Source organism: Patiriisocius marinus (genome assembly GCF_008974325.1).
In the GTDB taxonomy this organism is placed as follows: domain Bacteria; phylum Bacteroidota; class Bacteroidia; order Flavobacteriales; family Flavobacteriaceae; genus Patiriisocius; species Patiriisocius marinus.
This window is the reverse complement of record NZ_BKCG01000001.1, coordinates 950,543-977,380: the sequence shown is the minus strand read 5'-3', so window position 1 is coordinate 977,380 and position 26,838 is coordinate 950,543. Positions and strand designations below refer to the sequence as shown.

At 33.7% G+C, this 26,838-nt stretch carries 28 protein-coding genes; 19 read left to right on the top strand and 9 right to left on the bottom strand.

Annotated elements, in window-relative coordinates:
* Positions 1-184: 184 nt before the first annotated feature.
* A complete protein-coding gene (locus tag GBH57_RS04335) occupies positions 185-721 on the bottom strand; it encodes a CopD family protein (RefSeq protein ID WP_151672819.1) in 537 nt (178 codons plus the stop codon).
* Between the two features lie 202 nt (positions 722-923).
* Between GBH57_RS04335 and GBH57_RS04330 the strand changes: the two genes are divergently transcribed.
* Positions 924-1,313 carry an ATP-binding protein gene (locus tag GBH57_RS04330; RefSeq protein WP_151672818.1) on the top strand — a complete coding sequence of 130 codons (390 nt, stop codon included), beginning with the start codon at positions 924-926 and terminating at the stop codon, positions 1,311-1,313.
* Positions 1,314-1,319: 6 nt separating this feature from the next.
* Here the strand turns inward: GBH57_RS04330 and GBH57_RS04325 are convergent, their stop codons facing one another.
* The 5 genes from GBH57_RS04325 to GBH57_RS04305 form a co-directional block, all read right to left on the bottom strand.
* Entirely contained in the window at positions 1,320-4,433 is a 3,114-nt protein-coding gene (locus tag GBH57_RS04325; protein WP_151672817.1) for a VPS10 domain-containing protein, read from the bottom strand.
* 40 nt (positions 4,434-4,473) lie between these two features.
* Positions 4,474-5,151, bottom strand: a complete 678-nt coding sequence (locus GBH57_RS04320; protein ID WP_151672816.1) for a T9SS type A sorting domain-containing protein — start codon at positions 5,149-5,151, stop codon at positions 4,474-4,476.
* Between the two features lie 41 nt (positions 5,152-5,192).
* A complete protein-coding gene (locus tag GBH57_RS04315; protein ID WP_151672815.1) occupies positions 5,193-6,566 on the bottom strand; it encodes an MATE family efflux transporter in 1,374 nt (457 codons plus the stop codon).
* A gap of 9 nt (positions 6,567-6,575) precedes the next feature.
* Positions 6,576-7,616, bottom strand: a complete 1,041-nt coding sequence (hemH, locus tag GBH57_RS04310; RefSeq protein WP_151672814.1) for a ferrochelatase — start codon at positions 7,614-7,616, stop codon at positions 6,576-6,578.
* 158 nt (positions 7,617-7,774) lie between these two features.
* Positions 7,775-8,683: an AraC family transcriptional regulator gene (locus tag GBH57_RS04305; protein ID WP_151672813.1), complete on the bottom strand. Its 909-nt coding sequence runs from the start codon at positions 8,681-8,683 to the stop codon at positions 7,775-7,777.
* Between the two features lie 250 nt (positions 8,684-8,933).
* Here GBH57_RS04305 and hemA point away from each other — a divergent pair, with 250 nt between their 5' ends.
* The 12 genes from hemA to GBH57_RS04245 all read left to right on the top strand — a co-directional run bounded on the left by hemA (position 8,934) and on the right by GBH57_RS04245 (position 19,094).
* On the top strand, positions 8,934-10,184 hold the full coding sequence (hemA, locus tag GBH57_RS04300; RefSeq protein WP_151672812.1) for a glutamyl-tRNA reductase: 1,251 nt from the start codon (positions 8,934-8,936) through the stop codon (positions 10,182-10,184).
* The gene (gene hemC, locus GBH57_RS04295; protein WP_151672811.1) at positions 10,177-11,088 is read left to right on the top strand and encodes a hydroxymethylbilane synthase; all 912 of its coding nucleotides are present in this window, start codon (positions 10,177-10,179) and stop codon (positions 11,086-11,088) included. The genes hemA and hemC overlap by 8 nt, the downstream gene beginning before the upstream one ends.
* 81 nt (positions 11,089-11,169) lie before the next feature.
* Entirely contained in the window at positions 11,170-11,820 is a 651-nt protein-coding gene (locus GBH57_RS04290; RefSeq protein ID WP_151672810.1) for a uroporphyrinogen-III synthase, read from the top strand.
* 119 nt (positions 11,821-11,939) lie between these two features.
* Complete coding sequence (gene hemE, locus GBH57_RS04285; protein WP_151672809.1) at positions 11,940-12,977, top strand: uroporphyrinogen decarboxylase; 1,038 nt, start codon at positions 11,940-11,942, stop codon at positions 12,975-12,977.
* Positions 12,978-13,000: 23 nt separating this feature from the next.
* On the top strand, positions 13,001-13,462 hold the full coding sequence (locus GBH57_RS04280; protein ID WP_151672808.1) for a DUF6973 domain-containing protein: 462 nt from the start codon (positions 13,001-13,003) through the stop codon (positions 13,460-13,462).
* Between the two features lie 54 nt (positions 13,463-13,516).
* On the top strand, positions 13,517-14,287 hold the full coding sequence (locus GBH57_RS04275; RefSeq protein ID WP_151672807.1) for an EI24 domain-containing protein: 771 nt from the start codon (positions 13,517-13,519) through the stop codon (positions 14,285-14,287).
* On the top strand, positions 14,284-15,186 hold the full coding sequence (hemF, locus tag GBH57_RS04270) for an oxygen-dependent coproporphyrinogen oxidase (RefSeq protein WP_151672806.1): 903 nt from the start codon (positions 14,284-14,286) through the stop codon (positions 15,184-15,186). The genes GBH57_RS04275 and hemF overlap by 4 nt, the downstream gene beginning before the upstream one ends.
* Entirely contained in the window at positions 15,177-15,557 is a 381-nt protein-coding gene (locus tag GBH57_RS04265; protein ID WP_235904640.1) for a YchJ family protein, read from the top strand. Before hemF ends, GBH57_RS04265 begins: the two co-directional genes overlap by 10 nt.
* A 29-nt stretch (positions 15,558-15,586) precedes the next feature.
* The gene (hemB, locus tag GBH57_RS04260; protein WP_151672805.1) at positions 15,587-16,573 is read left to right on the top strand and encodes a porphobilinogen synthase; all 987 of its coding nucleotides are present in this window, start codon (positions 15,587-15,589) and stop codon (positions 16,571-16,573) included.
* A gap of 51 nt (positions 16,574-16,624) precedes the next feature.
* Positions 16,625-17,326: a peroxiredoxin family protein gene (locus GBH57_RS04255; protein ID WP_151672804.1), complete on the top strand. Its 702-nt coding sequence runs from the start codon at positions 16,625-16,627 to the stop codon at positions 17,324-17,326.
* A 67-nt stretch (positions 17,327-17,393) separates the two neighbouring features.
* The gene (locus GBH57_RS04250) at positions 17,394-17,906 is read left to right on the top strand and encodes a DinB family protein (RefSeq protein ID WP_151672803.1); all 513 of its coding nucleotides are present in this window, start codon (positions 17,394-17,396) and stop codon (positions 17,904-17,906) included.
* Positions 17,907-17,984: 78 nt separating this feature from the next.
* On the top strand, positions 17,985-19,094 hold the full coding sequence (locus GBH57_RS04245; protein ID WP_151672802.1) for a CNNM domain-containing protein: 1,110 nt from the start codon (positions 17,985-17,987) through the stop codon (positions 19,092-19,094).
* A gap of 20 nt (positions 19,095-19,114) precedes the next feature.
* Here GBH57_RS04245 and GBH57_RS04240 read toward each other — a convergent pair whose 3' ends face one another.
* Positions 19,115-20,425: a phenylacetate--CoA ligase family protein gene (locus GBH57_RS04240; RefSeq protein ID WP_151672801.1), complete on the bottom strand. Its 1,311-nt coding sequence runs from the start codon at positions 20,423-20,425 to the stop codon at positions 19,115-19,117.
* Positions 20,426-20,559: 134 nt separating this feature from the next.
* Between GBH57_RS04240 and purD the strand changes: the two genes are divergently transcribed.
* Positions 20,560-21,831 carry a phosphoribosylamine--glycine ligase gene (purD, locus tag GBH57_RS04235; RefSeq protein ID WP_151672800.1) on the top strand — a complete coding sequence of 424 codons (1,272 nt, stop codon included), beginning with the start codon at positions 20,560-20,562 and terminating at the stop codon, positions 21,829-21,831.
* 28 nt (positions 21,832-21,859) lie between these two features.
* On the opposite strand, the gene GBH57_RS04230 is transcribed toward purD, so the two are convergent.
* Positions 21,860-22,114 (bottom strand): DUF6341 family protein, encoded by a 255-nt coding sequence (locus GBH57_RS04230; RefSeq protein WP_151672799.1) that lies wholly within the window; start codon positions 22,112-22,114, stop codon positions 21,860-21,862.
* Positions 22,115-22,153: 39 nt separating this feature from the next.
* On the opposite strand from GBH57_RS04230, the gene GBH57_RS04225 reads away from it, so the two are divergent.
* The 5 genes from GBH57_RS04225 to GBH57_RS04205 all read left to right on the top strand — a co-directional run bounded on the left by GBH57_RS04225 (position 22,154) and on the right by GBH57_RS04205 (position 26,473).
* On the top strand, positions 22,154-23,086 hold the full coding sequence (locus GBH57_RS04225) for a hypothetical protein (RefSeq protein ID WP_151672798.1): 933 nt from the start codon (positions 22,154-22,156) through the stop codon (positions 23,084-23,086).
* The gene (locus GBH57_RS04220; protein WP_151672797.1) at positions 23,083-23,721 is read left to right on the top strand and encodes a hypothetical protein; all 639 of its coding nucleotides are present in this window, start codon (positions 23,083-23,085) and stop codon (positions 23,719-23,721) included. The genes GBH57_RS04225 and GBH57_RS04220 overlap by 4 nt, the downstream gene beginning before the upstream one ends.
* Entirely contained in the window at positions 23,718-24,719 is a 1,002-nt protein-coding gene (locus GBH57_RS04215; protein WP_151672796.1) for a DNA adenine methylase, read from the top strand. The genes GBH57_RS04220 and GBH57_RS04215 overlap by 4 nt, the downstream gene beginning before the upstream one ends.
* 41 nt (positions 24,720-24,760) lie before the next feature.
* Positions 24,761-25,372: a DUF4254 domain-containing protein gene (locus GBH57_RS04210; RefSeq protein ID WP_151672795.1), complete on the top strand. Its 612-nt coding sequence runs from the start codon at positions 24,761-24,763 to the stop codon at positions 25,370-25,372.
* A 66-nt stretch (positions 25,373-25,438) separates the two neighbouring features.
* Positions 25,439-26,473: a glycosyltransferase family 9 protein gene (locus GBH57_RS04205; RefSeq protein WP_151672794.1), complete on the top strand. Its 1,035-nt coding sequence runs from the start codon at positions 25,439-25,441 to the stop codon at positions 26,471-26,473.
* Between the two features lies 1 nt (position 26,474).
* On the opposite strand, the gene GBH57_RS04200 is transcribed toward GBH57_RS04205, so the two are convergent.
* A complete protein-coding gene (locus GBH57_RS04200) occupies positions 26,475-26,783 on the bottom strand; it encodes a hypothetical protein (RefSeq protein WP_151672793.1) in 309 nt (102 codons plus the stop codon).
* Between the last annotated feature and the right edge of the window lie 55 nt (positions 26,784-26,838).

The window sequence follows — 26,838 nt, the reverse complement described above, 5'->3', positions numbered from 1 at the left end:
AATTTCAAATTTGTTATAGATTTTCTTCGGAAATATTAAAGACTGAAAAGATAGCAATAATTAAACCAAGTTTTTTTTAATAGAATGGGCAATGTAATAGGTCTATGAGCTAGAATCAGTAAAGTAGGTTAAAAATAATAAGGGTACTAAATAATAAACGCAACAAATAGAAACGTTTAAAACGTTATTTTTTTTCTCTAATTCTCTTATACATTTTAACTCCCAACATTAAAATCACGGAAAAAACTACGATTCCTACTGTTCCATATATCCAGTTAACAGCATTTTTCAGAATCACTAAAAATACGACCGAAAACAAAATAAGAGTAGCTCCCTCATTAAACATTCGCATCCAGTTTGACGAGTATTTATAGGTATTATTATAATGAGCTTTAAAAATTAAGTGACATTTAATGTGATAGAAAATAAGTGCTACTACAAATGCTAGCTTAACCTGCATCCAAGCATCTGCAACCCAAAAAGGACGCAATGCTAATAACCATATTGCAAATCCAAGTGCCAATATCATTGAAGGCCAAGTAATAATATACCATAACCTTTTTGTCATAATTTTATATTGATCACTTAAAATAGTACGTGCAGGATTTTCCTTAGTCTGTGCCTCTATTTGGTAAACAAATAAGCGTACAATGTAAAACAGACCCGCAAACCAAGTAATTACAAAAATTAGATGTAACGATTTTATATAGTTGTATTCCATTTAAATTGTCTTTCTCGCAATAATTTTTTTTTAATAATAGCAAAGATACTTTAAAATATATCCTTGTAATTAGTAAGATTTCAGAACGAAATTTAAGTTGAATCTTCATTCAAGTATCTATATATCAAATAATTATATATTTTTACGGCAACTAACATAACATTTTATACTTCCCCGCCCTGAACCTATAAAATAAAAACAGATTAATAGTCCAAATCAAAATTCAGAGGAGTTACTCAACAATATTACATTAAACACCGTACCTGCATATTTAGATAGTATATTGATTAATTTTATCTCAAACGCGATTAAATACAATTCACCTAAGAGGAATTCCTTTGTTAAAATTTCCGTAGAAAACAATCAAGAAAATCTAGTTTTAAAAATAACTGCCAATGGCTTAGGTATTGACTTAGACAAGCACAGGGAAATGCTTTTCGCTCCTAAAACTACCTTCCACGACAAACAAGATTCAAGAGGAATCGGCCTCTTTATTACTGTAAATCATGTGCTGTCCTTAGGAGGATCTATTAAAGTTGAAAGTAAACTTGATGAAGGGACTATTTTCTATATTCAATTTCCAAAGAAATAGAAAAATCTATTCCTCTTCAACAAATAAATAATTCAATTGCTTGCTGTTAAATGCAGCATTGAACATTTTAATCTCTTCTGAAACTAATGTATCAAATTTAACTAGCTCGCTATTAATTTGCCTTATAAGTTCGTTTTTAACAGCAATATCCTGTGTAGTTGGAGGAAAGTCATCCATACTTACTAAACTGTTTAAATGTGCTAGCTTATTTGTTAATTTGATAGGGAAGTTTAATGGATCTTGACCGCTCTTATTTTGAGTTTGGTATAAAGCCTTTTCTATTTCCGAAAATTGTTTACTTAAAGTATCTGCTTTATCAATAAGCTCTTTTACTAATTCATTATCAGCATATTGCTTTTTAAAAGCATTTAATTGCCCATTAATATTTCTTATTTTTTTTATTGATTTGTGGGCTTTATCTACAGACTCGTTAACGTCTGTAATAAAGTCAAACTGCTTCTGCATCCCTGCAATATCCGTCTCAGCATTTTTGTCTGCTGCAATAGTAAACGTTTGCGTTTGTGGTGTTTGTCCTTCCACTTCCAGCACTACTTTATATTGCCCTGGTACTGCTTGAGGAGCATTTGTACTTGCCCACCATAATATCATTCCTTTTAATCGTTCTGCACCTTTACCACGCATGTCCCAAGTATGGTAATTTGCTCCATCATTAACAGTAAGCTTATCTATATTTTTAGCTTTATCTGCTTTAGTACTAAACTTTTTAATTGTGTCATTTTGCATATTTAAATAGCTCAAGGAAACCTCTTTATCTTCACTATTATTCAAATTAAAATACGTCATCACACCACTAGGGTGGTTAGTTCCATCTGTAAGTGATCCACTTCGAGACCCACCGCCCATACGATAAGTGTTTTTAGGTTTAAACAGAAATGTGCTATTCTTTTTTGCTTCAGAAAGTTGATGAATTACACTTAAATCATCTATAATCCAAAGGCTTCTTCCTTGTGTTGCAACTATTAAATTTCCTTCTTTAATTGCTAAATCAGTGATAGGAACTATTGGTAAATTAAGTTGGAAAGGTTGCCAATTACCTCCATCGTTAAATGAAATATACATTCCTGTTTCTGTACCAGCATACAATAATCCTTTTTGTTTTGGGTCTTCACGAACTACTCTTGTAAAATGTTCGTTAGCAATTCCATTTGTTATTTTCTTCCAAGATTTACCATAATCTGTTGTTTTATAAAGATAAGGAGCAAAATCTCCAGTTTTATACTTTGTACCAGCTACGTAGCAAGTTCCAGCATCAAATACGGAAGGTTCTACGCTGTTTATCATCATCCATTCTGGCATTCCTTTTGGCGTAACATTTTGCCAATCTTTCCCGCCATTTTGAGATACTTGAATTAATCCATCATCACTTCCAGTCCATAAAACACCTTCTTTAACAGGGCTTTCAGCGGCAGCAAATATTGTACAGTAATATTCTACTGAAGTATTATCTTGAGTAATTGGACCTCCAGATGACTTTTGTTTTTCAGCAACATCTCTTGTTAAATCTGGACTTAATAACTCCCAACTTTCTCCTTCGTTAGTAGTTGCATGTAAATGGTTTGAAGCGGTATATAGTTTTTTAGGATTGTGTGGCGAAAAGAAAATAGGGAAATTCCATTGGAATCTATATTTCATATCTTCAACACCATGACCCATTGGGTTATCTGGCCAAACGCTAATACTTCGAACAGTGTTTTTTTCGTGATTAAAACGAGTTAAAAAACCATCATAACTACCTCCGTAAACGATATCATTATTTAATGGATCTACAGCGATATGTGCGCTTTCTCCACCTGCAGTACTTTCCCAATCATCTTCACTAATACTTCTGCCTTCTGTACGGTGTGAGATTCTAACAGTAGAATTATCTTGTTGCGCAGCATAAATTCTATATGGGAATGCATTATCTGTTGTAACTCTATAAAACTGAGCGGTAGGTTGGTTGTAATAAGTACTCCACGTTTCTCCACCATCCGTACTTACTTGAGCACCACCGTCATCACCTATTATCATTCTATTAGGATCTTCTGGAGCAATCCATAAATCGTGGTGATCGCCGTGAGGAGCATTATATGTTTCATATGTTTTTCCTCCATCAGTACTTTTGTGATATCGTACATTTAAAACATACATTACATCCTCATCCTTAGTATCTGCATAAATACGTGTATAGTACCAAGCACGCTGTCTAAGCTTACGCTCATCGTTAATTTTTGTCCAGTTTTCTCCACCGTCATCGCTACGGTAAACCCCACCTTCCTCTTTGTTTTCTACAATGGCCCAAACACGGTCACTATTAGCTGGAGATACCGTCACACCTATAATACCTAAAGTCCCTTTTGCAAAACCTTTATGAGTTGAAATTTCTTTCCATGTTTCTCCACTATCTGTACTTTTCCATAGAGCAGAGCCCTCTCCACCACTACTTAAACTATAAGGTGTTCTACGTACATTCCAAGTTGAAGCATATAGTATTCTAGGATTATTAGGGTCCATAATTAAATCTACCACTCCAGCATTTTCGTTTACAAATAATGTTTTACGCCACGATTTTCCACCGTCAGTACTTTTGTAAACACCACGTTCCTGTGTTGGTTTGTAGATGTTACCCATTACGCCAGCATAAACTGTATTATAATCAGTAGGATGAACCGCAATTCTAGGGACGTGTCTACTTTCTTTTAATCCTGCTGAAGTCCAAGTTTTCCCTGCATCTTCACTTTTCCACATTCCGTATCCGGATGATACGTTACCACGCACGGTTTTTTCTCCACCTCCCACGTAAATTACGTTGGGATCACTTTTAGCAACTTCAATTGCTCCAATGGAACCTCCAAAAAAGCCATCTGAAATGTTTTTCCAGTCTCTTCCTCCATTTTTTGTTTCCCAAATTCCACCTCCTGTAGAACCAAAATAATATAAGTTGGGTTTTCCAGGAACTCCAGTTACAGCAGCGCTTCGGCCACCTCTAAAGGGTCCAATTAAACGATACTCTAATGCATTGTACAACGACTCATCAAATTGTTGAGCAAGTAATGGTTGATTAAAATTACCGAGGAAAAGAACGCATAGAAGCGCTAAGTGAGAATAATACTTCTTCATAGTGATAGTGATTAGTTATGAAGTGAAGTTACAAAAAGAGCTATTCTCTTACAATCCTTTTAACAGTCGTTGCGCCATCTATCTCTAAAACAAGGAAGTACATTCCTGATGGAACTTCGGAAATGTTAATTTTATTATAAATTGTCGTGTAGGTTTTTATAATATTCCCATTTAAGGAATACAGCGTAGCAAGGTCAATTGGCTGTGAAATATTTTGAATATGTATGATATCTGAAGTTGGGTTTGGGAAAATCGAAATTTCATTTAATGTGTGTGTTGGGGCAGAAAGAGTAATTTCACTTTTAAACCCATGAACAAAACCAGCATATGTCTCCATAGACATATATTCAGCTTCGACGTAACAACCAATGGTTTGATCAAATTCATAAACTAACTCTAAAACATAACTAGAACTTCCACCTAAAATGCAGGCTTTTTCATAATCAACCATCTCCAAACCGAAATCACCAAAATGTGGTCCTTCAGATTCTTGAAAATTACCCGATATTTCCCAACAATTATCAGTTGCATAAAAGGATAAGTCTTCATAGATGGTCATTCTCGAAACGTCTTCACCATAATAATAATTTGTTTCTCCTAAATCAACTGATACTGAATATAAGTACCATGTTTTAAAAAGTAATGGATCAATATCACTAGATTTATCTTGAGCAGATAGTGAGGTTAAGGTAATTAACAGTAAAAGAATCGTTTTCATAACCAAAAATTTGATTATTAAATGTACCTAAAAACAATCAATTACTCTACTAAATCCTTCTTCACCGCTCTTTGTAAGAAATATCCAGTAACGGTAGTAGAAAGCACATCTGCAATTGGAAAAGAAATCCAAACGCCAAACACGCCATAAAACTGAGGTAGTATTATAACTAAAGGGATTAAAAAGAATCCTTGTTTAGTTAAGTTCAATAATAATGCAGGAATTACGCGACCAATTGCTTGAAAGTAAGAGCCCCCTATTAATTGGATTACAATTACCGGTGTTGCTGCAAATACCCAACGAAGTGCATTAGGAGTTCGTTTTAATAACTCAGCATTATTAGCAATTGTTCCTGCTTCTTGGCCTACTTTATTGCTTATAAAAATGCTAACAAAAGGTTCAGCAAATACCATTATCAATATGAAAATTCCCAATGCCAATATTCCGGAATATTTCACCGAAATATTAATAGCTTCTCTAACGCGCTGAAATTTATTTGCACCATAGTTATAGCCTGCAATAGGCATAAACCCTTGATTAACACCAATTACCGGAAATAGCGCAAACATTAATGCCCTACTAATAATACCATAGCTAGCAACATCAATAGCATCTCCAGTATTTATAAGTACATTATTTAACAAAATAGTGAGTATCGCTATTACGCCTTGTCGTGCTAAAGTTACTGCACTAAGCCCGCTTATTTCTTTTACAATTTTAGAATCGAGAATAAAACTTTTAAGTGTAAGGCGTAATTCACTTTTAAATAAAAAGAACCAAACCACAAATAAGAAACACATTGCATAACTAATAAAAGTTGCCCAAGCAGCACCTTCCATTCCATAACCCAAAACATCGATTAAAATATAATCCATCCCAATATTCCCAATTGCTGGAAGCATCATCGCATACATAGCAAACTTTGGTTTTCCTTCTGCACGAATTACATTGTTACCCATCATGCACATGGCAAGCATCACAATTCCGTAAAGTACAATGCGATAATAGGTAAGTGCTAAGTCTCTAAAACTATCATCTGCACCAAAAAAATTAATAGCATAATCTTGAAAAACTAAGCCAAGTATTGCTAATATTCCTGAAATCAAAAAGGTTAAAGTGGTTTGATTTCCAAAAACCTTCAGTGCTTTAATATCATCTCCTTTACCAAGAGCTCGCGAAAGTACTGAACTTCCCCCTATACCTATTGCAAGACCTATTGCTGCAATAAAAAAAGTAACTGGTAATACAACTGTTATTGCTGAAATTGCAAGCGGCCCAATCCATCGCCCCATAAAAATGGTATCTACAATGATGTTGAGTGACATCACTAAAATACCTATAGAGGCTGGTACTGCTTGCTTAATTAGCAAGCTGCTAATAGATGCGGTACCTAATGAATCTGAGTTTTTTTTCAAGTTGTTTTTTTAAGCAATTGCGGTTTCAACATCTACTATTCGCCATTCTTCTACCATATTTGCAAGTACTTGAGCAAAATCGTCTCTATCATTTAAACAAGGAATTACCGAAAACTCTTTACCACCAACTTCGTGGAAAATCTCTTCACCTTCCATAGCTATTTCTTCTAAAGTCTCTAGGCAATCACTAACAAAGGCAGGTGTTACTACCACCATTTTTTTTACTCCAGCCTTTCCCATTCTTTCAATTGTTCTGTCAGTGTAAGGTTGTAACCATGGGTCAAATCCTAAACGAGATTGAAAGGTTGTTGAGTATGTTCCATTTTTTAATCCTAGAAATTTTGCAACATTGACAGTAGTCATTTCACATTGATGACGGTAACAAAATTCATGTTGTTCACTTCCCTTTTTAAAGCAACATTTACCATCCATTTTACAGTTTCCATTGGTAACATCACTTTTTCTTATATGCCTTTCTGGAACTCCGTGATAACTAAACAAAAGATGTTCATAATCTAGGTTTTCTAATCTTTCACCTATGCTTTCTGAAAGAACTTTAATGTAATCTTCTCTTTTACTAAAAGCTGCTGTGCGTGTTATTTTAACATGTGGAAAATGTTCTGCTATAATTTCATCAACTTTTACATCAATTGTCTCCGTCGTTGCCATAGCAAACTGAGGATATAATGGAATTGTTTTAATTTCAGTACAACCTTGATCTACTAATTCCTGAATTCCTTTTTTCAAAGTCATAGATCCATAACGCATTGCTAATCCTACAGGGATATTTAATTTAGACTGCACTTTTTTCTGTAGTCTTTCAGAAAGTACAATTAAAGGCGAACCTTCTTCCCACCATATTTTAGCATATGCTTTAGCCGATTGCTTAGGCCTAGTGTTAAGTATTATCCCACGAACTAATAATATTCTAGCCCATCGTGGAACGTCAATTACACGTGGATCCATTAAAAATTCGTCAAGGTACTTTTTTACATCTTTTGGATCTGTACTGTCGGGTGACCCGAGATTTACTAGAAGAACTCCTTTCATAAAATAAATATTGTCTGTCTTAGTCTAATAAAGACTTTTTTCGACTTTGTTAAATTCAAAGCGACATTAAGTTGAACAAAAATAAAACTAATTTAATGGTTATAACGTGAAGAGAATATTAAAATCCACTAGCACAATAAGCACTTTTGATAAGCCCGCTATGAACTCAACCCCATAATAAATTTTTTAGGGGTAGTGCCAAATTTTTTCTTGAATGCAGCTATAAAATGACTCGCTGTACTATACCCAACTTTTAAACCTACTTCATTAACATTGTAAGATCCTGTTGCTAATAATTGACGTGAAACTTCCATTTTATAATCAAATAAAAAACTAAAAACTGGATCACCATACACTTGTTTAAAACCTTCTTTCAATTTATTTAATGGTAATTGTATTTCATCACTTAACTCTTGCAATGTAGGCGGTTCAGCCATACGAGAAATAATAATTTGCTTTGCTTTTTTAATTTTTGCAACATTTAATTCATCTACTAAAAATGGACATTGCTCCACATCAACATCTTCCTCTCTATTAAAATACAAGCTCAATAACTCGTAAGCTTTTCCTTTAAAATATAACGGTTTTACCGATGGATGCAAATTGTAATTCATTAGTTGATTAAGTACAATTGCCATTGAAGGCGAAATTATCGCATCCTTATAATATTTTCGATCTTTATTCTCTCCACTTAAAAATGAAATGTAATTTGCTTCAGTAGAAAATAACGTGTGAAATTTTTTAATTGGCAATAATACTGACACTACCCAGGAATTTGCTGCAACACTTACTTCAATAGGTAAATCCCGTTGAGGATTGTATAACAACAACGAACCATTTTCAGGAATAGGTAATTTATAGTTCCCTTCATTAAAAATAAAGTATGCGCTCCCTTTAACACAAAAATGAAATTGAATGTTATTAGAATTAACATCGCGCTTAAACACCTGACTATCATCTGTTTCGTTATTAAACTTCAAAATATAAAAACCCTCTTCAATGGTGGTTTCTTTATAAATACCTTGAGCGATACTTTCTGAAATATTATCGTTTTGAGATTTGTCCATTTATTTAGAATTATTATAAATAACTTATTTAATATCGTTCAACAAAGATACGTATTTATTGATTCTACGAGGTTTTTGAACTATTTTAGATTAAAACGAACGCGCACCGACATTATTGGTGCCTCTAGCGTTGTTTTTTGGCTTGTTGATAAATTACTTTTGTTTTCTGACTTAAATAATAGAATACATAAGAGCTATTATCTAATAAGATTTTAAAGAAAACAACGCTATCAGCACAATTAACAATCGTTTGAGCACAACTTCGGCAGAAGATTTTTACGCTATTGGTCTTAATTATAAAAAGGCTGATGCTGAAATTCGCGGGCATTTCAGTATTTCTGAAAATGCACAAAATAAAATTATAGCTTCGGCTAAAGAACAAGGAGTATCTTCATTAACCATTATTTCAACTTGTAATAGAACCGAAATATATGGTTTCGCTAAAAAGGCTAGTAATCTAGTAGCCCTTTTATGTGAACATACTCATGGAACTGTTGATGAATTCAACCACGTTTCATACACTCATAAAGGTAAAGATGCAGTAGCTCACTTATTTAAAGTAGGAACGGGTCTTGACAGTCAAATTTTAGGTGACTTTGAAATTATTAGTCAGTTAAGAACTGGACTTCGTCGTTCTAAAAAAGCAGGAGTTCTCAATGCTTATATGGAGCGTTTAGGTAATGCTGTTATTCAAGCTAGTAAACGTATTAAAAATGAAACTGAAATTTCTACGGGTGCTACCTCTGTTAGTTTTGCTGCAGTACAATATATTATGGCTCGTGTACCTTATGTTTCAGAGAAAAATATCTTGCTTTTTGGAATTGGAAAAATTGGAAGAAACACTTGTGAAAATCTTATAAAACACACTAAAAATGAGCATATAACACTCATTAACAGAACAAAAATAAAAGCGGAAGAAATTGCTGGTAAGTTTAATTTAGTAGTTAAAGACTATGCAAATATTCAAAGTGAAATAGCTACGAGCGATATTCTAATTGTTGCTACAGGAGCACAGCAGCCTACTATTTCTAAAGAGTTACTTTACTTAAAAAAACCATTACTTATTTTAGACCTTTCAATTCCTAAAAATGTATCGGAAACAGTAAAAGAAAACCCAAATGTAACGTTGATTCATTTAGATGAATTATCGAAAGTTACAGATGCAACTTTAGAACATCGTCAATCTCAGATACCTCTTGCACAAACAATAATTGACGAAGTTGCAGAAGAGTTCAATGCTTGGTCAAAAAATAGATCTTTTGCACCAACAATAAAAGCATTAAAAACGAAATTAAGCGAAATTAAAATTGGAGAAATAGATAATCAACGACGTAAAATTTCAGACTTTAATGAAGAACAAGCTGAAATTATTAGCAATCGCATTATCCAAAAAATAACGACTCAATTTGCAAACCATTTAAAAGGAGCAAATGGCACTACGCAACAAAGCATAGACCTCATAAACCAAGTATTTAAACTGGAAACTAATACCCATGAATAAGGCAATTAGAATTGGAACCCGTGACAGTGAGTTAGCTTTATGGCAAGCAAATACCGTAAAAAAACAATTAGAAGATCTTGGTTATAAAACAGAATTAATTGCTGTAAAATCTACAGGCGATTTGATTCTTGATAAGCCTTTATACGAGTTAGGAATTACAGGAATTTTCACTAAAACATTAGACATTGCAATGCTTAATGGCACCGTTGATATAGCGGTGCATAGTATGAAAGATGTCCCTACAGCTTTACCCAAAGGTATTATTCAAACTGCAGTTTTAGAACGTGCAGCAACCGAAGACATTCTTGTTACAAAAGGCAAAATAGATTACACAAAACCCTGCACAATAGCTACAGGAAGTTTACGCAGAAAAGCACAATGGTTACATAGATATCCACACCATACTGTAGTTGATTTACGCGGAAATGTGAATACACGTCTACAAAAGCTACAAGACAACAATTGGGACGGAGCCATCTTCGCAAAAGCTGGTTTAAAAAGAATTAATATATTACCCGAAAACTATATAGAATTAGACTGGATGATTCCGGCACCCGCACAAGGAGCTATGGTTATAGTAACATTGCAAAATGACAAATATTCTACAGAGGCTGTAAGAAAACTTAACAATAGTAATTCACAAATCTGTACACAAATTGAGCGTGATTTTTTAAGAAAATTAGAAGGTGGATGTACAGCTCCTATAGGTGCATTAGCCGAAATAGTAGAAAACACTATTCAGTTTAAAGGATGTCTATTTTCATTAGATGGCGAAAACAAATTAGAAGTTGCTAAATCAGTAGCAATTGACAATAGTCTATCCGCAGGAAATATTGCTGCAGAGGAGCTACTTGAGAATGGCGGAAAAGAAATGATGGCTGCAATTAAAAACGAAATGAGTTAACTAGAACCTAATTTCGTTACAATAGTGAAATCTTAAATTGTTAAAACTTAGTTTGTACAGGAACACAAACAAATAGTCCAAATGAAATCAATCCTCTCAACTAGAAACCTAAAACCTTACCAAAGAGACCTTCTTTTGGGACAAGGGTTTTCATTAGTGGATTATGATGCAATCGAGATTCAATTTATCGATTTCAAAATGCCCTCAGAGATTGAAAATGGAATATTTACTAGTCAAAACGGAGTCAATGCTATTTTAAAAACTGACTACAGCATTAATAACTGTTTCTGTGTTGGTCAAAAGACTAAAGCGCTTTTAGAAGGAAATAGTTTAAAAGTGATTGAAACAGCAAATTACGGAGCAGATTTAGCTCAAATAATTGCAAATAAATATAAAGAAAGGACTTTTTACTTTTTTTGTGGAGAACAACGTAGAGATGAAATTCCTGATACGTTAAAAACTTCAAATATTGAGTTTATTGAAGTAAATACCTATAAAACAATACTAAAACCACGTAGATACGAACAAAAGTGGGATGGAATTCTATTTTATAGCCCAAGTGGTGTGGAAAGCTATTTTACTTTAAACAAAACAGTAGATAGTACTACCACTTTATTTTGTATTGGAGAAACAACAGCTAATGCTGCTAAAAAACACAGCGACAATATTGTAGTTTCAACAACAACATCGGTTGAAAGTGTTATTAAAAAGGCAGTTGAAACATTGAAATAATAATAGTCATTGTCAAAGAAAAAATTGTTAAACATGTAGATTATCCGCTCGAGCGCAGTCGAGAGGTTTATTAAAATAGTTCTCGACTGCGCTCGAAAAGACTTTAGAGAAAAAATAATATGAGCACAATTAAAAACGACCTATTCTTAAGAGCCCTAAAAGGCGAAACTGTAGACCGTCCACCAGTATGGATGATGAGACAAGCTGGGCGATATCTTCCAGAGTTTATGGAAATCAAAGCAAAGTATGACTTCTTTACACGTTGCCAAACACCTGAACTTGCTAGTGAAATAACTGTACAACCTATTAGAAGATATGGGATGGATGCTGCGATATTATTTAGCGATATTTTAGTGATTCCTCAGGCAATGAATATTCACGTTGAGATGAAACCAAATATTGGACCTTGGCTACCTAATCCTATCAGAACTCACAAAGATCTTGATAGTGTAATTGTGCCAGATATTCACGAAACGCTAGGGTACGTAATGGAGGCCATTAAAATGACAAAAGAAAAACTTAATGACGACATTCCGCTAATAGGTTTTGCTGGAAGTCCTTGGACAATTCTATGTTATTGTGTACAAGGTCAAGGAAGTAAAAACTTTGACAAAGCAAAAGAATTCTGTTTTACACAGCCAGTTGCTGCCCACGAATTACTTCAAAAAATAACAGACACAACCATACTTTATCTTAAAGAAAAAGTAAAAGCTGGAGTGAACGCCGTACAAGTTTTTGATAGTTGGGGAGGTATGTTATCGCCTGTTGATTATCAGGAATTTTCTTGGCAGTACATGCAACAAATTATCGATGCGCTAAAAGATGACGCCCCTGTTATTGCGTTTGGAAAAGGATGTTGGTTTGCCTTAGACACTATGGCTAAAAGTGGCGCTGCAGCATTAGGAGTTGATTGGACTTGTTCACCAAGAAACGCCCGTTATTTAACTGGCGGAAATATTACGTTACAAGGTAACTTTGACCCAACTAGATTATTTAGTCCTCCTGCCGTTATTAAGAAAATGGTAAAAGAGATGATTGATGACTTCGGAAAAGACAAATACATTGTTAATTTAGGTCACGGAATTTTACCAAATATCCCCATTGAAAATGCGGGAGCTTTTATTGAAGCAGTGAAAGAATATAAATACGAATCTTGAATCTCTGGGCTCGAATAAAACGATTGAGTATACCTCAACTTTGGGATTTTTCAATTTTATTTTTGAAAAATCCTTTGTTGATTATACCTACCCTAAGGGCTACAAAAAGAACATTCGAAATTTGTAATGAACGCTTCGGAAATGAGCATCACCGAAGCAATCAAGCAAACGCATTTAGACATGCGCTATGGAATATACTTATTTGCAGAAACACTCTAAAAAGGACTAAAAACAAACAAAAAAGTGTTTTTTGGGCACAAAAAGTAGGTGATTTATACGAAAGTGTAACACAAAACAAAAAACTTGATGAAGCAATGGACCTACACAACAACGCTGTAGGGCGAATCTGCTTTTTCAACCTTTTAGATAAAAATGAAGATGAAATTGTTGATTTTACCTTCAAAAAAATGGAATTTGCTCAAAAAGTGTCTAATATTAAAGAAATGAAACGTTTTTATAATGAAATGGTTTTTATTGAGGAATAAAAGAGCCTGTTACTAACCAATTCAAAATGTATCTTATTAATTAAACTTAAAAAGTTGATCAAAAATATTTATAAAGGGATAAAAGCATACGCCGGTACTTTTAAATTGATAAGCGATTTAAAGTTATGGAAGTATTTTGGTATTCCTGTACTTATTAGTTTTTTAACAGCTATCACTATTGGTTTTCTAGCCTGGGGTCTAAGTGATAATATAGGTGGTGTTATTGCAAAAATCTGGTTTTGGGAATGGGGAAGTGAAACGTTTCTTAAAATTTCCGAAGTTCTTGGTGGTATTATTGTTATTGCAATTGGCTTAGTATTATATAAACATATTATAATGGCCTTTAGCGCACCATTCATGAGCCCTGTTTCAGAAAAAATAGAACGACATTTATTAGGGGAACATCATACACATCGTGACACAAGTGGTACAGAACAATTGTGGCGTGGTATACGTATAAACGTTCGTAATTTACTATACGAACTGCTCTTTACAATTCCATTATTACTACTCAGTTTAATCCCACTTTTAAATATTATAACTTCTGTGTTATTATTTATTATACAGTCGTATTATGCTGGTTTTGGAAATATGGATTACACCTTAGAACGTCATTTTAAATATAATGAAAGCACAAAATTTGTTCAAAATAACAAAGGTGTTGCAATAGGAAATGGGATTATTTTTATGGCAATGCTATTTATTCCTGTGATAGGAATAATACTAGTGCTACCACTTTCCGTAACCGCTTCAACCACTGAAACAGTACGATTGATTAAAGAACAAAAAAGATTAAGTGACACGGGATTAAAAGAAATTAAATGAAAGAACAGTTTGTAGCTTATATACGCGCACTTCAAGACACTATTACAAGTCGTTTAGAGGTAATTGATGGAAAAGCAAAATTTGAAGAGGATTTATGGAATCGCCCAGAAGGTGGTGGTGGAAGAACTCGTGTTATTGAAAATGGTGCTGTTTTTGAAAAAGGAGGTGTTAATATAAGTGAAGTCCACGGAAAACTCCCTGAAAGTATGCAGCAATACTTTGGTGTAAAAGATGCTAATTTTTTCGCCTGCGGTCTAAGTTTAGTTCTACACCCAATAAACCCAATGGCTCCTACTGTACATGCTAATTGGCGTTATTTTGAAATGTACAATCAAGAAGGCGAAATTGTAGACCAATGGTTTGGCGGTGGTCAAGATTTAACACCGTATTATTTGTTTGAAGAAGATGCTACACATTTTCATCAAACTTGTAAAAATGCTTGCGATAAGCACAACGAAACATTTTATCCTAAATATAAAGCGCGTTGCGACGAGTATTTCTACAATGCTCACAGAGAAGAAGCCCGTGGATTAGGAGGACTATTCTTTGATTACTGTAAAGTTTCAGAAGAAATGAGTATGCAAGATTGGTTTAATTTTGTGACTGAAGTGGGAAACAGTTTTTTAGATGCTTATTGTCCTATAATTGAAAAAAGAATGAATCTGCCGTTTACTAATGCGCAACAAACTTGGCAAGAAATACGCCGTGGACGTTATGTTGAGTTTAATTTGGTGCACGACAAAGGAACTTTATTTGGTTTAAAGACAAATGGAAGAATAGAAAGTATTCTGATGAGTTTACCACCTAAAGTACAATGGGTTTATGATCATCATCCTGAAAAAGACAGTGCTGAAGAAAAGCTTTTAAGTGTATTGAAAAACCCTAAAAATTGGGTGTAATTTTAAAGTGCTTTTGCGGAGCAAATAAATCTTATGAAAATTGTTGTGAGATATATCACAACAATGGTGGTAAAACAATAACTGCAGAACAATTAATGCGTTCACGTTACTCGGCATTTGTTTTAGCCAAAGGCACATATTTAATGCAAACACACCATAAAAGTACTCGCCCTATAAAAGAAAAAAAAGCCATTGTAAAATGGGCGAAATCTGTTCAATGGATAAAATTAGAGATACTAAAATCCTCAAACGATACCGTAAGCTTTAATGCATACTTTATAGAAAATGGTATCACAGATGTTATATGCGAAAACTCGAAATTTGTAAAAGAAAATAATGTTTGGTTTTACTTGGGTTTAGCACAAAATTAAATTAAAATTTCTGACTAAATAATTAGCTTATGATACTAAAAAGAAACAGAAGACTTAGACATAACGAATCCATAAGAAGTCTCGTTAGAGAAAATATAATTTCGCCAAACGATTTTATTGTTCCTCTATTTGTTGTTGAAGGGAACAACATTAAAGAAGAAATTGCTTCAATGCCTAATTACTACCGTTTTAGTTTAGATTTACTTAAAAACGAAATAAAGGAACTATGGAAAATGGGACTAAAAAGTGTATTGCTTTTTGTAAAAGTTCCTGATCATTTAAAAGATAATGAAGGGAAAGAAGCCTTAAATGCAGATGGTTTAATGCAGCGCGCTATTAAAACAGTAAAAGACACTTGCCCAGAAATGATTGTAATGACAGATGTTGCTTTAGACCCTTATTCGGAATATGGTCACGATGGTATTGTTTCAAATGGTGAAATTGTAAATGACCGCACAGTAGATTTTCTAGCAAAAATGTCCTTAAGTCACGCACAAGCAGGAGCAGATATTGTTGCTCCTAGCGATATGATGGACGGCCGTATTCTTGCCATGAGAACACTACTAGAAGAAGAAGGTTTTCATAATACAGGTATTATGAGCTATAGCGCCAAATACGCATCAGCTTTTTACGGCCCTTTTAGAGATGCCTTAGATAGTGCCCCTGTGGATATGCAAGACGTTCCAAAGGATAAAAGATCCTATCAAATGGACCCAGCAAATAGAGATGAGGCTGTAAAAGAAACATTAATGGATATCGATGAAGGTGCAGACATCGTTATGGTAAAACCGGGACTTTGTTACCTTGATATAGTTCGTGATATTCGTAATGTAGTTGATGTGCCAGTAGCTGTATATCAAGTAAGTGGAGAGTACGCAATGTTAAAAGCGGCCGCAGAAAAAGGATGGTTAAATCACGACGCTGTAATGATGGAACAGGTTTTGAGTATAAAAAGAGCAGGCGCACACATGATTGCTAGTTATTTTGCTAAAGATGTCGTAAAACTAATTAGCTAAACACCAATCTCAATAACCATTACTTAAAGCCGAGCAGCTAATCTTATTATTATGAAAAACCTCATCTTAACATTACTTTTTGGATTGTTTATTTCAAGCCAAGTAATCGCTCAGGAACCACCCCAATCCATTCAAATTAATGATCAAACCATCATTAAAGATCCACAAGGAAACGATGTGGGCCTTACTGATTTTATGACAATGATGGATAGTAAAGAATGGAGTTTAGAGCCAAAAAATAACGCAGATGGCACAAATTATATTCAGCTTATTAAGCTCTCTGAGGAAGAGCAAAAACTGATGGTGCAGTCTAGAATGCCTAAAGAAAATGACTTTAACGGTCACACCCTTCCCTATTTTAATATGATTGACAGAAACGGAAATATTATTAAAACTGACAATACCGAAGGAAAAGTTGTTGTATTTAATTTTTGGTTCGCCACCTGCCCACCGTGCATCAAGGAAATTCCTGAATTAAACGAGGTATACGAAAAATACAAAAACAACGATAACATTGTTTTTGCCGCAGTAACTTTTGAAAAAGAAGAGAAAATTGCAAGATTCCAAACTAAGCACAATTTAAAGTATCCAATTGTAGGAAAAGAAGGTAGCTTTAGCCAAGCCGTTACAAGAGGCGCCTACCCTACTAACGTAATTGTAAAACGTGACGGAACGATACAAGAGTACATTTCTGGTGGTATGGTAGGAATTGGAAAACAAATTGAAGCTGCAATTGAAGCAGCCTTAGAATAACATTCTAAAACATTTTCAGCTTCAGTTTAGATTTCGAAATTAGCATCATTTAAGTACCTTCGGAAATATGAAACATTTACTATTTGTACTTTTCATTAGTATTTCGGCATTAACAACGGCACAACAAACTACAATGAAATCTGCTTGGCTTGAAAAATGGGATAATTCTAAAACATACTTAATTGGTATTGCTGAAGCTATGCCAGAAGAAAAATATGATTTTAAACCAACTGAACGCCAAATGACTTTTAAAGAGCAATTGCTCCACATTAAAGGTAATATCGATTGGTTAAGCAACACCTATTTTTCTGAAACTGATTTCCAAAAAACAACTGGCGTTCAACCTAAAACAAAGCAAGAAACAATAGCATTAATTAAAAGTGCTTTTGAAAATGCTTATAACTTAATAGCGGCTTCTCCAGATGAAAAAATGAGTGATACTGTAGAATTTTTCTCTGGACCTAAAAGTAAAATTCAGATTTTGAATTTGCTTCAAGATCACGTTTCTCACCATAGAGGACAAATTATCGTTTACTTAAACCTAAATAATGTTGAACCGCCACAATTTGTTGGCTGGTAAAAAGTAATTAAGAAATTTTAAAATTTCTTTGATACAACGTTATTTTGTAAAATATTACCTTGCAAAAAAAATCTATTCATGGGATTATTAATTATTTACGCAGTACTGTCTATTTTCTTTTCATTTCTGTGCTCTATTCTTGAAGCCGCTTTATTAAGCTTCACGCCTACTTTTATTAAAATGAAAAAGAGTGAGGGAAAAGCTTATGCTAATACTTTAGCAGCGTTAAAAAAAGACATCGATCAGCCACTTATTGCAATACTTACAATTAATACCATTGCACATACTGTAGGAGCCATTTTAGTAGGGGTTCAGGCAGAAAGTTTAGATTTTGATATTGATTTTTTTGGTGTAAATATCGTAGGTATTGTTTCGGCAATAATGACTTTGTTAATTTTAATTGTTTCTGAAATTATCCCTAAAACAATAGGCGCAACATATTGGAAAAGCCTAGGTGGCTTTACTGCTAAAGCGCTTACCGTTATCATATTTCCGCTAAAATATACTGGAATCTTATGGCTATTGAACCTTACTACTAAACTTATTGGTAAAAGTGCGCACGTAACTTCTATGAGCCGCGAAGAATTTATGGCAATTACTGAAGCTGCGGAAATGGAAGGTGTTTTTGAAGAGAATGAAAGTGCAGTTATTAAAAACCTATTAATTTTTAAATCTGTTTTAGCTAAAAATGTTATGACTCCATTCCCTGTAGTTATAATGGCAGATGAGAGCACCACACTACAAGAATTTCACGAAACACACAAAAATTTACAATTTTCTCGTATTCCAATTTTCAAAGAAAAGTCACATAATATTACTGGTTTTGTTTTAAAAGATGATCTACTTGAAGAGCTTGTTGAAGATCACGGTAACAAGACAATGGCAGATATAAAAAGAGAAATTTCTGTTGTAAATGCAGAAAAGCCTATCCCTGAAATGTTTGACACATTTATACAAAAACGCACTCACATGTCACTAGTTGTTGATGAATTTGGTAATACTATTGGTGTTGTAACTATGGAAGATATCATTGAAACATTATTAGGATTAGAAATAATGGATGAAAGTGATGCTGTTGAAGATATGCAAATTCAAGCACGTAAAAACTGGGAACGTAGAGCAAAAAGAATGGGACTATCAATTGATGAGAATACTGGAGATGACCCTACTGAAACGCCTTCTAAATAATTCTCTTATTAGCTAAGACCTTACAGTCTAGAAACAAACTGTTTAAGCTTGCCTCTGTTTGCGCGATCTAATACCTCAACACGACTAAATTCAAGATTTAACGGCACTTTTAAATAGGTGTCAAGTGCTTTTTTAATAGTTAATTCCTCCAGTTCGGTTAGCGGTTTTTCGGCTACATATATAATTTTAAAAAGGGTTAAGCTAATTTGTTCTACAACAAATTCCTTTACATTTCCGTCATCCTCAATCACACTTTTAGTAATGTAATAAAAGGTAAGTCCAGGAACCTTTTTATCATTTTCTAAAATAGCAACATCATTAGTTCTTCCTATTAATTTCTCTAATATGGGTTTTTTAAAAGTGCTCTGTTTACTCAACATTCCTGAATCGCCTATTTCATACCTAATTAATGGATGCGCCTTATTATAAAGTGATGTAATTACAATTTTACCCATCACCCCATTTGGCACTGCATTATTAGTATCATCAAGTATTTCAACAAAAAGAGTTTCGCTATTTACAACAAACTCACCTGCACTATTTGTAAAAGCGATAAGATCTAGTTCGCTTGCACCATATTCATTTATTACAGGAATATTAAAAACTTCTTCCATCAATTTTTTATCACTTTCATATAACATTTCGCTAGTAACAATACAGTAGTTAAGTGATGGACAAACATCAGTGAGCACGATAGATTTTGATTTCAAATATTTAGCAAACAATACGATGGAACTTGTATACCCATTGATATATTGAAATTTTTTACTTCGGAAATGCTCTAAAAACTTTTCCATTTTTTTATTAGACAAATCAAATATGGGAAACCTGTAGCGACTGCTCAGCCTGTCTTTTAAGCGCTCTTTTTGATATCCAATAGTATCTAATGGGATACCGTAGAAACGTGCTTGTAATGAACTATTAAAGTCGAGACCAAACCACCCAAAACGATTTACTATCTCTGCCCACGTTAAAGCATGACAAAATTTATCTTTCGCAAAAATAAAAGGGTGCCCACTAGAACCCAAAGTTTTGTTTACGTAACAATTTTTCTCAGTAAACCCATTTGATAATCGGTTTGCTAAAGGTGTTTGTAAATCTGATTTTCTCATTACTGGAATATCTTCCCAATTTGAAAATGAGGAATTTCCGGCTAGTTTTTTATAATAATCATTTTCTCTTAAATGGTAGTTAACAATATTAGATTTCAATGAAGTAACATACACTTCAAAATCCTGCTCTTTAATCTGTTGAATTTCTTTAAGTCTATTTTTTGCTTCGGAAATAGGAAAGCCACTCAACTTTAAAGAAAGATCAAATAGCTTTATCATTTTTAAGAAAATTGTTTGTGGGTTTTAGCGGAATTAAAGATAGACAATCTCAAGTATTTGTTGAAGCACATTTCAGAAATTGACACCTTAGAAAACATTGAAATAACTTATTTTTGCGGCTTAAAATAAACACCATGAATATTTTAGTTTTAGGATCTGGAGGAAGAGAGCACACATTTGCACATCAACTTGCTAAAAGTGAGCGTTGTGATAAATTATTTGTAGCACCAGGAAATGCCGGTACTGCAGCAATTGCAACAAACGTAGTTTTGTCTGTGACAGATTTTTCTGCTATTGAAAAATGCGTTGTTGACAATGATATTGATATGGTTGTTGTTGGTCCTGAAGACCCTTTAGTACTTGGAATTGTAAACTATTTTGCAGAAACTCCATCACTAAAAAAGGTGAAAATTATAGGCCCTTCTAAACGTGGTGCTTTATTAGAAGGAAGTAAAGAGCGCGCTAAGGAGTTTATGATGGCGCATAATATTCCTACTGCTGCTTATGCTAGTTTTACTTCTGAAAGTTTAAGTGCGGGACACGCATTTCTTGAAACTTTAACCGCGCCATACGTTTTAAAAGCAGATGGTCTAGCTGCAGGAAAAGGTGTTTTAATTATAGATAACCTTGACGAAGCTAAAAATTCTCTAACTGAAATGTTAGGCGGAAAATTTGGTGAAGCAAGTAATACTGTTGTAATTGAAGAATTTTTAGACGGAATTGAACTAAGTGTTTTTGTGTTAACCGATGGTAAACATTACAAAGTATTACCAACTGCAAAAGATTATAAAAGAATAGGTGAAGGAGACAAAGGGCTTAACACAGGAGGAATGGGTGCTATTTCGCCAGTGCCTTTTGTAGATGAGGAATTAATGCTAAAAATTGAAGAGCGCATTGTAAAACCTACAGTCGAAGGTCTTAAAAAAGAAGAAATAGATTATAAAGGATTTGTGTTTATTGGCTTAATAAAAGTTGGAAACGAGCCTTATGTTATAGAATACAACGTACGTATGGGAGATCCAGAAACCGAAGTTGTTCTTCCTAGAATTAAAACAGATTTAGTTGATGTTCTTGAAGCTACTTATGATCAAGATCTTGATATATTACAATTTGAATTAGACAATCGTGCAGCAGCAACAATAATGGCTGTTTCTGGCGGATATCCTGAAGCTTACGAAAAAGGGAAACTAATTACAGGATTAAATACTATTGAAGGTTCAATTGTATTTCATGCAGGTACTGCACTAAAAGATGGTGAAGTAGTTACAAATGGTGGGCGTGTTATGGCAATAACGTCATTAGATAATGATTACAAACAGGCCATAAAAAAATCTTATCAAAATATAGAAAAGCTACATTTTGATAAGATGAATTATCGAACTGATATCGGTTTTGACTTAGACTAATCCTTTAAAACAGATCAGAAAAAAGACTTTACTGATATTTTTGTTCGTCTCCTAAGTATGAGTGTGAAGTAGAACTACGATCCTCTTCATTATTGTCATTGAATTTCTTTAACTGTAACATCCAGTATGTTAACGCAACTGCTAAAACAGCCATAAAAATCCAATTCAATATATTTGCTGCAAACCAGCTCTCAAGTTCAAGAGCTCTTAAAGCATCTAAAGGAGCTAATAATACATCCTCACTAAACTCTGCTATTCCGTAAAAAACATCTCTTAAAGCCATATCTTTATCTTTGTTTCGCAAAAGTATAAAATAGACTACATGCTCACAAGCTTTTTTAGTAAATCTACACCAGTCAATTATTTGCTGTTAAGTACTGCAATTATAGTGAGTTATTTACTTAGGGTGATTTTTTTAGACAATTTAAATGTTAATCCTGTTAATTTACTAACTCATGCAGGGCTAATGCTGCTAATGATATTTGTAGTATTACTGCTAGATTTCATAATCAGAAAAAACCACGTTACAGGAAATAACACCTTTGCCATATTCATTTTCGTGTTGTTTATAGTCTTAACACCGTCAGTTTATATTGAAATTACGATTTTATTAAGCAATGTGTTTCTATTATTAGCAACACGAAGGGTCTTAAGCCTTAACACTGAAAAGAATGTAGAGAAAAAAATTTTTGATGCTGCTATGTATATTACAATAGCATCACTCCTCTACTTTTGGTCCTTACTTTTCTTTATCGTTTTGTACTTCGGGATTGTCAATAAAACACAAAGAAGGCCTCGTTTTTTTGTAATTCCATTTTCAGCAATTATTGCAATTGGACTATTGTTTATCAGCTATCAATTAGTGGTTTATGATAATCTTGATTGGTTTATCCCTTGGCCTACAATTCAGGATTTTGATTTTTCATCGTATAATAATTTATCCCTGTTGGTTCCTGCAATTTTAATATTTGCTTTACTTTTATGGACAGGTAGTATTCGTTTTTTTCAAATAAATACCCTTTCAAAAAAAGAAAAGCCTGCTGCCTCGAGTATGGCAACTATTGCAATTGTTTTATTAGCAATTACCCTATTTGGTTCTCATAATAATGGTAGCGAACTTATTTTTATTATGATGCCCGCAGCAATTACCACAGCAAACTACGTTGAAAATAGGCCAACTAAAGAGCGCACTATTTTCAATGAAATACTACTGTGGTTTATACTCATTGTCGCTATTCTAATTCATGTTATATGAAAAATTACGATCCTAAAATGTTAGAGATACAGTTGAAAAAAAGACTGCCTTATCGCTACCAATGGGGTCGTAAACAAAGTGATAAATGGGATGCTTTCACCTCATTTATTTATGATACTCCACAATGGGACGATTTTATATCAAAACTTAAACTATCTGTTGAAACCTTAAATGCTGACAAAAGTTCTTTATTTGATTATGCCGCAAACAGGTGGTATAATTTCTGGAGCGCAATGGCCGTTGAAACCATTTTCAATAGCCACCCTAGTGTAACTCACGTAACCAACTACAGAGATTCTGAGAAGGATTTTTATATTAATGATATGCCTTTTGATCATAAAACATCGGTGTTTCCTAAGCATTTAAAAAATATGAACCCTAGTGACAAATTGAAAGTTGAACTCATAGAATGGTTTTATGAAAACCAAAGTGGGGAAAAACGTTATCATTTAAAAAATAGACTCTTTGTTGTTGTGCACAATACTAATGGAGAACACTGGAAATTAAAAGCCGACATTTCGCTACTAAAAAATGCTATAGAAAACTATCTAGAAAATTACAGCCTGGAACAAATGCATTGTTTTACTTTTGCTGATACTCCTGTCTATAGTGACATTATTTGGGTTTCAAAATGAATTATATAGGTTCAAAAAACAAACTATCTTCCTTTATTGTTTCTACAGTTCAAGAAATTGTAGGGAGCAATTTAAAAAACCTCATCTTTTGTGATTTGTTTGCGGGAACAGGTATTGTAGGCCGCACTTTTAAACCTCTTGTTAAACAAGTAATTTCAAATGATGTGGAGTTTTACAGCTACATTCTTAATAGAAATTATATTGGCAATCACTCAAGTTTAGACTATGATGATTATATAAAACAACTAAATGATTGCTCCCCAAAAAAAGGATTTATTTTTGAGAATTATGGTGAACTTGGAACAGCAGGCAGGCTATACTTTTCAAAAGAAAATGCTCAAAAAATAGATGCTATTCGTATTCAAATTGAAGCCTGGTTTACTGCTTCGGTAATTAATGAAGATATGTATTACTTTCTCTTAGCTTCACTTTTAGAAAGTGCAGATAAAGTGGCGAATACAGCTTCGGTTTATGGCGCTTACTTAAAAAAAATTAAAGTTTCGGCTAGAAAAAAACTAGTAATAGCACCTGCTACATATAATTTAAATGAAGGGCAATTTAATGTCGTGTTTCAGAAAGACGCAAACGAGCTTATACAAGAAATTAAAGGAGACATTTTATACCTGGATCCTCCGTACAATGCACGACAGTACGGCGCAAATTATCACCTACTAACTACTATTGCAAAATATGATACCTTTGTACCTAAAGGTAAAACTGGCTTAAGGGACTACTACAAAAGTGATTACTGTAGTAAAAACAAGGTGTTAAATACCTTTGAGGTTTTAATAAAAGAGGCTAATTTTAAATACATTTTTCTAAGTTACAATAACGAAGGATTAATGTCTCAAAAAGATGTTGAAGCTATTATGAAACGCTACGGAGATTACACAGTAGCGACAACTAAATACCAACGCTTTAAAGCAGATAAAACAGAAAGCCGAAATCATAAAGCAAATAGTACAACAGAGTACTTACACATATTAAAGAAAAAATAAAACCATAATAACGTAATTAGTACGTTACTTAAATAAACACTATGAACTTTAGCGAAATAGCAAACCAGATTTTTATAGAAGTAATTGTAAAATATCATCACATTAATACGGTGGATCAACCTTTTGAAAATCCATATGACAAAAAAGAAAACCTTTTACAACACTTATTATACAGAAAATGCTGGATTGACACCGTACAATGGCATTATGAAGATATCATTCGCGATCCTAATATCGACCCAATTAGCGCATTAGCCTTAAAACGCCAGATTGATGCATCTAATCAAGACCGTACAGATATGGTTGAATATATTGACAGCTATTTTCTTGAACAATACAGTGATGTAACTCCTAATGAAGATGCTACCATTAACACGGAAAGTCCAGCTTGGGGAGTCGATAGACTTTCAATACTTGCACTTAAAGTATACCATATGAACGAGGAAGCTACAAGAACAGATGCAACCCCAAAGCATCGTGCTGCTTGCCAAACTAAACTTGATATATTACTTGAACAACGTGTCGATTTAAGCACTGCAATTGATCAATTATTAGCAGATATTAAAGAAGGAACAAAATATATGAAAGTATATAAGCAAATGAAAATGTATAATGACGATGAGCTTAACCCAGTATTGAGAGGTACTAAGTAAAACTCAACACGTAAATTATAGACACAAACCTTTTAAAGGATTTCTTTTGAAAGGTTTTTTAATATCATGAAATCAAAAAACCACATTCTTGTAATTAGACTCTCAGCTATGGGAGATGTTGCTATGCTTGTCCCTGTACTTAGGGTTCTCGTTGACACATACCCTAATATTCAAGTGACAATACTAACAAAACCTTTTTTCAAACCCCTATTTAGTGCCCTTAAAAATGTTTCGGTTATTGGTGCTGATGTTAAAGGAAAACACAAGGGGGTTTTTGGAATTTTAAATTTATCTAAAGAGGTTAAAATATTAGGAATTAGTTGCGTTGCAGACACACATAACGTACTTAGATCTAAATTATTAAGATTTTTCCTATGGTTCTCAGGTATTAAAAACGCCAGTATTGACAAAGGCAGAGCCGAAAAAAAAGCACTTGTAAACGCAAATGGAAACCCTATAAGTCAATTAAAAAAAACACACCAACGCTATGCTGATGTTTTTAAAAAATTAGGCTACCCAATAGCCCTAAGTAAACATCAATATCCCGGACGAGAACGTTTATCGTTACCATTGCAAGAAATCGTTGGGAAACTGCCAAAAAAGCTTATTGGAATTGCACCTTTTGCTGCGCATGAAGGTAAAATGTATCCGTTACCATTAATGAAAGAGGTTATTGAAGATCTTGATGCAACAGGAAAATTTAAAATTTTTCTTTTTGGTGGAGGTAAAAAAGAAATTCTCCAGCTCGATAGATTAGCAGGCTCATTTAATGATGTTCAAAACGTAGCAGGAAAACTTAGTTTTGAAGAAGAACTTGCGCTTATTTCTAACTTAGATGTAATGCTTGCAATGGATAGTGGAAATGGGCATCTAGCTGCATTGTATGACATTCCTGTTGTTACGCTATGGGGAGTTACGCATCCATACGCAGGATTTATTCCTTTCAATCAACCCAACAGCAATCAACTAGTTGCAGACAGGGATCAATTTCCATTGGTTCCTACCTCAATTTATGGAAACAAATACCCAACTGGTTACGAAAAATCTATCGCTTCCATTCCTGCAAGATTAGTAGTGGAAAAGGTTTTAGAGGTTGTGTAAACTACTCAGCTTTTATTTCAATAATGGTTCCTTTACCTATGTGTTTTGTAAGTTCGAAAACTTCAAAACTCATACCCGCGTATAAATCATTTGGAAGGGTTTGATTTCCTTCAAAAGTAATCTGTGAAACAACGTGCTCGCCAGGTAAGGCAAGCGCTACATCAATAAAATTTACAACAACATTATATGTAGTTTCAACAGGCTCAGAAAAAGCTAGTTTTAAACGAGATTCTGTATGTATTTCTATTTGACGCCCATCAGTTTTTCTCGGAAAAAACTGTATTGACCCTTTAAAATTAGTAGTCTCCATAGTTTAAATTTTATAGGCTCAATTAATAAGTATCGTTAACAGATAAAGCAGACTT